General features: G+C 65.5%; 3 protein-coding genes. 2 read left to right on the top strand and 1 reads right to left on the bottom strand.

Going from position 1 to position 3,370, the window contains the following annotated elements; genetic code table 11:
• Together E2C06_RS35905 and E2C06_RS35900 are read left to right on the top strand one after the other, a co-directional pair.
• On the top strand, positions 1-429 hold a 429-nt coding region (locus tag E2C06_RS35905), incomplete at its 5' end, for a hypothetical protein (protein WP_206664846.1).
• A gap of 253 nt (positions 430-682) precedes the next feature.
• Positions 683-2,875 (top strand): DotA/TraY family protein, encoded by a 2,193-nt coding sequence (locus E2C06_RS35900; RefSeq protein WP_165982904.1) that lies wholly within the window; start codon positions 683-685, stop codon positions 2,873-2,875.
• Here the strand turns inward: E2C06_RS35900 and E2C06_RS35895 are convergent.
• Entirely contained in the window at positions 2,872-3,165 is a 294-nt protein-coding gene (locus E2C06_RS35895; RefSeq protein ID WP_133293311.1) for a hypothetical protein, read from the bottom strand. The genes E2C06_RS35900 and E2C06_RS35895 overlap by 4 nt on opposite strands.
• Positions 3,166-3,370 lie beyond the last annotated feature (205 nt).

Below are 3,370 nucleotides of genomic sequence, written 5' to 3'. Positions count from 1 at the left end.
ACCCACAGGCCCATCAACGGCCAAATGATCTTCGATCTGCTTCATGGTGGATATCATCGTTCCGGTCTCTCCTCAGACAAATGGGTGTCCAGGGAAACCGGGGGCAGCTCACGCTCGCATGACGCTGCAGTGCGTCTGGCGCTCCTGTTGCTGCATCGTTGTGCGCCAGGCGTAATCGAGATCGCCTCAACGGGCTCGCTGCAGGATTGGCAACACACCGCAGCCCTCGTTGCCGAGATCCTGGTGGTGTTTGAACACACCGTGGAGCTTCCCAAGCTGGCGGCGGCCCCGCAGGACAGTGCTGCGCCAGGCGCCCGGGCCCGCCGGCGGGTGAAGGATACCACCGAGCAGATGCTGGCGGCCGGCGCGGAAACCGCCCTCGCGGCTTACCGGGGGTATGTCCGGGCGGAGCGTAGCCTTCACGGGTAAAGCCAGCCAGCTTACTTGCTTGCATGCTGGCAGAAAATCATTAGCTTATCGCCGCTATATTGAGAGAGCCGCATTGCCACAGGAGGCACCCATGCGCCTTACCATTCGCCGGGGCGCCTTCCGGCTCCCCGTCCTAGTAGCACTCGCAACTCTAGCCGCGGGGGTGCTACACGGCGCCCTCGCCGCAGCTGCGAATGGGGTCCTCGATCCTTCCATCCTCACCCCCGATGCCAGCTCCACCGCCATGAGGTGGATGACGACCCTGTTTCCAGAGGCTCTTGGCCGAGCGGGCGCACCTTCGGTGCTTGGAGAGATCCTTCGCGGACTTAACGCCGCATTGCTGGCCGTCGGCGCCGCGTACATCACGATGAACATCGTCGTCGGGACGATGAACACCGCTCAAGATGGCGAGGTCCTTGGTAAGCGCTGGTCGAGCATGTGGGCGCCGATCCGCACTGTCCTCGGCATGTGCATGATGGTGCCGCTCGCCAACGGCTTCGCCGCTTCCCAAATCGCCGTCCTCACGGTCGTCAAATGGAGCATCGGCCTCGCCGATAGCATCTGGTTAGTCGCCGTCTCGGCATTGGTTCTCAATGGCGCCAGCCTCGCCCAGATCGTACCGCCTAAAACCGATGACTTCATTGGGGGGCTGCTCGCCAACCTCGTGTGCGAGCAGACCTTGAACAACGCCTATGGCGGCGAGCCAGGACAGCCGAACCAGAGCAACTTCGTGGTGCGGGAGATCACCGGCTGGGACGGGACCAAGGTCACCAAGACGCTGGTTTCCGGCGGCTGGCCGGGCGGAGATCAGACCGCCTCAGTATTGTTCGTGTTCAACCGGGGCACGTCCCAGGCCGGCAAGCCGGTTTGCGGTGGGGTCCAGATCCCCCGCTTTAACCTGCCCACCACGCCGGCCCCGACCACGGGGCCCAGCGGCCGTATCCTGGGGCAGGCCTCGGCCGTCTACCGGGCCAACCTCGGGACGCAGCTCGCCGACCGGAACCCCGGTCAGTACGCGCATGTGCAGATTGAGGAAGCCGGCTTCACTTCCGCCTGGATCGCGGCGATCTCTGCAGCCGAGGCGGACCTCACCGACCTCGCACGGCAGATCGCCGACCAAGCAGCCTTCCCGGCGGCGGCTCAGGGCGAGATCGACCTCGAGGCGGCGGCCGCGACAATTCAGCGCGCCCGGGACCAACTGGCCAACGCCATCTACCAAGAGGCTCAGCGCCGCTACATGGGGTCCGTTAGTAGTGCGCAAACTGACCTCGCGGCCATGATGAAGGCGGGCGGCTGGCCCTCCGCCGCGTCGTTCCACCGCGAGCTTGCTTCGGTCCAAGAGCGGATCTGGACGATGGCCAACAGTGTGTCTGAGAGCGTGCAGCCCACGGCCGAGGGGCTCACGACGACCATGGCAAACAGCCTGCGGGCCGGGCTGTCGACCGTCGACACCGTCGCCCGGCACGCGAACCTGCAAACCCTCAACGCGATGGTGCGGTCCGGCCGACTGCTCCCAGGCGCCGCGGGCCAGCCTCGGGAGAGCGACGACGGGATCTCGAGGATCGTGCCGACCTCGGTTGACCGGGCTATCGACAAAGAGCTCATCGACCTCGTGATGGCGAGCGAGGCGGATGCCTGGGTGAACCCCATGGGCACCCTGAGTGGCCTGGGCAATCGCATCCTTAGCGTCGCCACTGGCGGAGCGGTTGTCGGCGCCGTCGCCATGCTCAGCCCGGGCGCAAACGGCATTTCCGCTGTCGCGTCCCGCGGAATGGCAGCCAAAGCCTTTGAGGGGCTGTCTGGCCCGATTATGTTGGCGATGCTGGCGCTGATCGCCGGGGCAGTGATGCTGGCATTCATCCTGCCAGTGCAGCCCTACATCGTGTTCACTATCCAGATCTTCGCGTGGATCATCCTGGTTTGCGAAGCCGTGGTCGCCGCGCCGATCTGGGCCTTCGCTCACCTGAAACTCGAGGGGGAAGGGGTCGCCGGCGAGGCGACGCATGCCGGCTACCGGCTCATGCTCACGATTTTCCTCCGCCCCGTCCTGATGGTGATCGGGATGGTGGTCGGCATGATGATTTTCATGCTGGCTTCGGGCCTGATCTCGACCACGTATTTCGGAGCAGCCCGGATCGCCTTGGGCGGCAACAACGCCGGCCTGATCGGTGCCGGTGCCCATATGCTGATCGGGGCGACCCTCTCTGTCGTGGCCGCGCAGCACTGCTACAGCCTCGTGCACACCCTGCCTGACCGCATCCTGCGTTGGGTCGGCGGCTACGGAGACAATGACGGTAGCAGCAGCCATGGCGATAAGGTGGTCGGCGGCGCAATCGCTGCTACGCAGAAAGCCGAACAGTATGCCACGGGAGCCATCGGCCGCCGCGGCCAGGGCCGGAAGGGTGGCGGTTCAGCCCCCACCCCGCCATCTGGCGACGGCCGTTAAGTGCTAGCTCTCAGCCAGGCGTCAATCTCGCGCGGGGTCAGGCCCTCCCTGACCCCCGCGCCCGCAGCGCCCTCGTCGAAGAGAGCATTCTGCTGCGCCAGCAAGGGGTGGTTCGGGGACTTCTGCCGCAGATCGGCACGCAGCGCGTCACGTTGACGCTTCGCCCCGGCAAGGGTCATCCGGGCCGATCTCAACTCAGCCCGAACCGCCCCCAGCTCCGCGGCCAGATCATCGGCGTCGGCTGCAGCCCGGCTGGCGTTGGCGAGTAGAAATCCGATCGGGTATCCCATGGCGCACCCCATCATCCGTGTCCGTGACAGGGAAGATAGTCGATCTCTCGCGATCTGTGCGGACGATTCCGCTGCGCTGCGCAAGGTGCGCGTTCCTGTAGTGCGCCCGGTTGCTGAGACAGCTGGCTGCGCTATTCAGGCGGCCAAGGGTAGGTTGGCCGGTGGGCACTGAGCAAGGCTGCGTTGCTCGGCTCGGACCTGGTTC

It is taken from the genome of Dankookia rubra (assembly GCF_004355005.1).
Lineage (GTDB): Bacteria > Pseudomonadota > Alphaproteobacteria > Acetobacterales > Acetobacteraceae > Paracraurococcus > Paracraurococcus ruber_A.
This window is presented reverse-complemented; position numbering and strand designations above follow the sequence as displayed.